This window comes from Bradyrhizobium sp., assembly GCF_027307225.1.
In the GTDB taxonomy this organism is placed as follows: Bacteria; Pseudomonadota; Alphaproteobacteria; order Rhizobiales; family Xanthobacteraceae; genus Bradyrhizobium.
On record NZ_DAHUXJ010000075.1, the window covers coordinates 1 to 4,333 of the forward strand.

Annotated in this window: 6 protein-coding genes; 5 read left to right on the forward strand and 1 reads right to left on the reverse strand. The window is 62.9% G+C overall.

The window, feature by feature from the left end; translation table 11 throughout:
- Positions 1-27 precede the first annotated feature (27 nt).
- The 4 genes from M6D32_RS12915 to M6D32_RS12930 are packed head-to-tail and all read left to right on the forward strand — an operon-like array spanning position 28 to position 3,302.
- The gene (locus M6D32_RS12915) at positions 28-906 is read left to right on the forward strand and encodes a branched-chain amino acid ABC transporter permease (RefSeq protein ID WP_298256677.1); all 879 of its coding nucleotides are present in this window, start codon (positions 28-30) and stop codon (positions 904-906) included.
- Positions 906-1,886 (forward strand): branched-chain amino acid ABC transporter permease, encoded by a 981-nt coding sequence (locus tag M6D32_RS12920; RefSeq protein ID WP_298256669.1) that lies wholly within the window; start codon positions 906-908, stop codon positions 1,884-1,886. Before M6D32_RS12915 ends, M6D32_RS12920 begins: the two co-directional genes overlap by 1 nt.
- Positions 1,883-2,614, forward strand: coding sequence for an ABC transporter ATP-binding protein (locus M6D32_RS12925; RefSeq protein WP_298256671.1), 732 nt, complete (start codon positions 1,883-1,885; stop codon positions 2,612-2,614). Before M6D32_RS12920 ends, M6D32_RS12925 begins: the two co-directional genes overlap by 4 nt.
- Positions 2,598-3,302 carry an ABC transporter ATP-binding protein gene (locus M6D32_RS12930; RefSeq protein WP_298256673.1) on the forward strand — a complete coding sequence of 235 codons (705 nt, stop codon included), beginning with the start codon at positions 2,598-2,600 and terminating at the stop codon, positions 3,300-3,302. Before M6D32_RS12925 ends, M6D32_RS12930 begins: the two co-directional genes overlap by 17 nt.
- Positions 3,303-3,399: 97 nt before the next feature.
- Here the strand turns inward: M6D32_RS12930 and M6D32_RS12935 are convergent, their stop codons facing one another.
- Entirely contained in the window at positions 3,400-4,074 is a 675-nt protein-coding gene (locus M6D32_RS12935; protein ID WP_298256675.1) for an aldolase, read from the reverse strand.
- A 91-nt stretch (positions 4,075-4,165) separates the two neighbouring features.
- Between M6D32_RS12935 and M6D32_RS12940 the strand changes: the two genes are divergently transcribed.
- Positions 4,166-4,333: NAD(P)-binding domain-containing protein (locus M6D32_RS12940; protein ID WP_298256679.1), on the forward strand; the 168-nt coding region annotated here is incomplete at its 3' end.

Consider the following 4,333-nt stretch of genomic DNA (forward strand, 5'->3'; position numbering starts at 1 on the left):
CGCTCCACTAACGCGGGGGCGGGGCAGGTGACAGCCGAGACTATCATCCAGAGCCTGGCGAGCGGCCTCCTGATGGGGTTGCTCTACGGCTTGATCGCCGCAGGTCTGGCGCTGATCTTCGGTCTGATGGACGTCGTGAACTTCGCCCACGGCGAGTTCCTGATGATCGCGATGTATGTGACGTTTTTCCTGTTCTCGTTCTTCGCGATCGATCCCTTGCTGTCGGCGCCGCTGGTGGCGGCGGCGTTGTTCGTTTTCGGCGCCGTGGTCTATCTTCTGGTCGTGCGGTTTGCAGTCCGCGCCAAGGCCAACGCCGGCATGGTGCAGATCTTTGCAACGTTCGGGCTTGCGATCGTGATGCGGGGGCTTGCGCAATATTTCTTCACCCCGGACTATCGCAGCATTACCCATTCATGGCTCGGCGGCAAAACGATCTCGGTCGCCGGCGTCTTCCTGCCTGTGCCGCAGCTGTTCGGTGCGCTGACGGCGATCGCGGCGTTCGTCGCGCTCTACTTCTTCATCAATCGAACCGACTTCGGCCGTGCGCTGGAAGCCACGCGTGAGGATGCCGGCGCGGTGGCGCTGGTCGGTATCGACAAGAATAGAGTGTTTGCACTCGGCTGGGGCCTGGGCGCGGCGCTGGTCGGCCTTGCCGGCGCGATCATGGCGATCTTCTTCTATGTCTACCCGGATGTCGGCGCGTCCTTTGCCCTGATCGCCTATGTCACCGTGGCGCTCGGCGGCTTCGGCAGCGTGTTCGGCGCCTTCGCTGCCGGCATCATTGTCGGCCTCGTCGAAGCCACGACCGCGCTGCTCTTGCCGCCGTCGCTGAAATCGGTCGGTATCTACGCGGTCTATCTGCTCGTGGTCTTTATCCGGCCGCGCGGCCTGTTCGGGTCACTCTGATGGATACGGCCTTTTCCGACCGCCGGCGCCGCGATCTCCTCCTCGCCGCCGTCTTTGTCGTGATCGCGGCGCTGTTGCCGCTGTTCGTCAAGGACGTCTATATCCAGAACATCATGGTGCTGACCCTGATGTATGCGGCGCTATCGCAGAGCTGGAACATTTTGTCCGGCTATTGCGGGCAGATATCGCTCGGGCATGCGCTCTATTTCGGGCTGGGTGCCTATACGACGTCGCTGCTTTTCATGAAATTCGGCGTGCTGCCGTGGTTCGGCATGCTCGGTGGCGGCCTGATCTCGGCTGTCATCGCGATGGCGCTCGGCTATCCCTGCTTCCGTTTGCGCGGCCACTATTTCGTCATCGCCACCATTGTTATCGCCGAGACCGCGCTTCTGTTGTTCCAGAATTGGGACTGGGCGGGGGCGGCGCTCGGCATCGATATTCCCGTGCACGGCGACAGCTGGCTCAAATTCCAGTTCGCCCGCAGCAAGCTGCCTTACTTCTACTTCGCGCTTGTGCTCGCCTGCATCGCCTGGTTCGTGACCTGGTGGCTGGAAGACTCGAAGTGGGGCTACTGGTGGCGCGCGGTGAAAGATAATCCGGACGCCGCCGAAAGCCTCGGCGTCGTCGTGTTCAATTCCAAGATGGGTGCGGCCGCCGTCTCGGCCTTCCTCACCGCGATCGGCGGCAGCTTCTACGCCCAATTCGTATCCTATATCGATCCCGAAAGCGTCATGGGCTTTCAGTTCTCGCTGTTGATGGCGCTGCCGGCGGTGCTGGGCGGCATCGGTACCTTGTGGGGTCCAGTGCTGGGAGCCGTCATTCTCATTCCGCTGACGGAATTGACGCGCTCCTTCATTGGCGGTTCCGGGCGCGGCGTCGATCTGATCGTCTACGGCTCGCTGATTGTCGTGATTTCGCTGGCGCGCCCGGAAGGGCTGGTCGGATTGTTCTCGCCCCGCCGCAGGGAAATCGTCCGATGACGGCGCTGCTGGAAACCAAAGGCATCTGGAAGCGCTTCGGCGGCCTCATCGCCAACAGCGACGTCTCGATCTCGATCGGGCGCGGCGAGATCGTCGGCCTGATCGGGCCGAACGGCGCCGGCAAATCCACCTTGTTCAATCTGATTGCAGGCGTCTATGCGCCGACGCAAGGCTCGATCGTTTTTGACGGCGAGGATGTCACGCCCATGACCGCAGCCGAACGCTGCGAGCGCGGCGTCGGGCGCACCTTCCAGGTGGTCAAAAGCTTCGAGACCATGACGGTGATCGACAACGTCATCGTCGGCGCGCTGATCCGCACCACCGTGATGCGCGAGGCCCGCCGCAAGGCATACGAAGTGCTGGAATTCTGCGGGCTCGCGCCGCGCGCCAATATACTCGCGAGCCAACTCATTCCATCGGAGAAGCGGCGTCTCGAAGTAGCGCGGGCGCTTGCCACCGAACCGAAGCTGTTACTGCTTGACGAAGTGCTCACCGGACTGACGCCGATCGAGGCGCAGACCGGCGTCGAACTGGTTCGAAAGGCTCGTGCTGCCGGCGTCACGGTGCTGATGGTCGAGCATGTCATGGAGATCGTGATGCCGCTGGTCGATCGCGCCATCGTGCTCGATCTCGGCAAGGTTCTGGTCGAGGGCAAACCCACCGACGTCGTCCGCAATCCGAAAGTGATCAGCGCCTATCTTGGGGATCGTCATGCTGTCGGTGCGTGAAGTCACCACCGCCTATCAGGGGCTGGTTGCGATCTCGCAGGTTTCGATCGAGGTGGAAAAGGGCGAGGTCGTCGCCGTGGCGGGTGCCAATGGCGCCGGCAAATCCACGCTTCTGAAAACGATCGCCGGCGCTGAACGGCCGCGTTCCGGCAGTGTCACCTTCGACGGCACCCGCATCGACGGTATGCCGCAGCACCTGATTACCGCGCGCGGCATCGCCTTCGTGCCGGAAAATCGCCGGCTGTTTCCACGCTTGTCAGTTCGCGACAATTTGAGACTCGGCAGCTATCTCTATCGCAGCGAGGGGGATCGCGAGGCGCCGCTGGAACTCGTGTTCAAGCTTTTCCCGCGACTATCCGAGCGGCTCGATCAGCGCGCTGAAACGCTGTCGGGGGGAGAGCAGCAGATGCTGGCGATCGGCCGCGCGCTGATGACGCGCCCGCGGCTATTGATGCTGGACGAGCCGTCGCAGGGCATCATGCCGAAGCTGGTCGACGAAATCTTTCAGGCCGTGAAGCATATTCGCGATACCGGGGTGACGGTCCTGATCGTCGAGCAGCGCATCGCCGAATGCCTCGATATCGCCGACCGCGCCTACATCCTGCAAACCGGCCGTTTGCAGATGCAGGGGACATCGTCCGAGATCAAGTCCAATCCGGACGTGCGGAGGGCGTATTTGGGATTGTGATCCTCATCCCGAGGAGCCGCGAAGCGGCGCCTCAAGGGATGGCCATGGAGCGCTAATCCCGTCCGTCCTTCGAGACGCCGCGCGGGCGCGCGGCTCCTCAGGACGAGGCCGGAATGTGAGGCATGTGCTCCGGCAGCGTCACGCCAAACACCTTCGTCAAATCCTCGATCTGCGCTGGCGTCAGATAGCGCGGGTTCAAGCCGCGCAGCAGCAGATAGAGTTTTGCGGTCTCCTCCAGTTCCTCGACCGCAAACACGGCTGCTTCTAGCGTGTCGCCCGAAACGACCGGGCCGTGATTGGCGAGCAGCACGGAGGAATATTTGCCGGCGAGCCCCTTGATCGCGTCGGCAACGGCGGGGTCGCCGGGGCGGTAGTAGGGCACGAGCGCGGTGGCGCCGCATTTCATCAGATAATAGGCCGTCATCGGTGGTAGTGCGGCGCGCGGATCGATGTCGGGCAACATCGAAAGCGCCACGGAATGGGTCGAGTGCAGATGCACGACGGCGCGCGCCACGCCGCGAGTCTCATAGAGCGCGCTATGCAGCGGTACTTCCTTGGTCGGCGCATCGCCCGAGAGGAGCCAGCCCGCCGCATCCAACCGCGACAGCCGCGCCGGATCGAGGAAACCGAGCGAGGCGTTGGTTGGCGTGACCAGCCAGCCGCCGTCATCGAGCTTGACGGAGATATTGCCGGAGGAGCCCGGAGTCAGGCCGCGCTCGAACAGCGAACGGCCAAGACGGCAGATTTCCTCGCGGATTTTTATTTCGCTCATCGTGGTATCCCACAGTCTTGTCTCACGCTTTGGCAGCGCGGCCAAGCCGTGATAGGCAAGAGGCAAATCTCAAAAAGTCAGGAAACGCCGCATGTCCGCTTCCGTCAAACCCCGCATCGCCGTCATCGGGCTGGGCTCGATGGGCTACGGCATGGCGACTGCGCTCAAGCGCGCCGGATTTGAGGTCACCGGCTGCGATGTGGCGGCTGAAGCGGTCAGGCGGTTCGTATCGGAAGGCGGGAAGGGGGCAGGGACCCCG

Excerpts from the sequence above, each read along its gene's own strand:
- M6D32_RS12925 (WP_298256671.1), top strand. The coding sequence starts at position 1,883 with ATGACGGCGCTGCTGGAAACCAAAGGCATCTGGAAGCGCTTCGGCGGC.
- M6D32_RS12920 (WP_298256669.1), top strand. The coding sequence starts at position 906 with ATGGATACGGCCTTTTCCGACCGCCGGCGCCGCGATCTCCTCCTCGCC.
- M6D32_RS12935 (WP_298256675.1), bottom strand. The coding sequence starts at position 4,074 with ATGAGCGAAATAAAAATCCGCGAGGAAATCTGCCGTCTTGGCCGTTCG.
- M6D32_RS12930 (WP_298256673.1), top strand. The coding sequence starts at position 2,598 with ATGCTGTCGGTGCGTGAAGTCACCACCGCCTATCAGGGGCTGGTTGCG.